This is a genomic window from Psychrobacillus sp. 05T411, from assembly GCF_056396485.1.
On the sequence record NZ_JBFTLO010000074.1, the window covers coordinates 1 to 351 of the forward strand.

General features: G+C 39.3%; 2 rRNA genes. Both read right to left on the bottom strand.

The features are described 5' to 3' along the window. Window positions 1-83, bottom strand: a 23S ribosomal RNA gene (locus tag AC1DFT_RS20875); the annotation flags it as partial. A gap of 195 nt (window positions 84-278) precedes the next feature. After that, window positions 279-351: ribosomal RNA gene (locus tag AC1DFT_RS20880) — 16S ribosomal RNA — on the bottom strand; the annotation flags it as partial.

Genomic DNA, 351 nt, shown 5'->3' on the forward strand with positions numbered 1-351 from the left:
CCCCGAAGCATATCGGTGTTAGTGCCGTCCTTCTTCGGCTCCTAGTGCCAAGGCATTCACCGTGCGCCCTTATTAACTTAACCTAAAAGTTAAAAAGTCTTACACATCATGATCACTAAGTGATCATAAATTGAATTTCTTGTATTAATTGTTTCAATGTCGTTTTATCCAGTTTTCAAAGAACAAGTTTGGAATCTTCATTTAAAAATGAACATTCAAAACTGAACTGCAAAACGTTAAGATACAGATAAAGATCTGTATTCCGTAATTATCCTTAGAAAGGAGGTGATCCAGCCGCACCTTCCGATACGGCTACCTTGTTACGACTTCACCCCAATCATCTGTCCCACC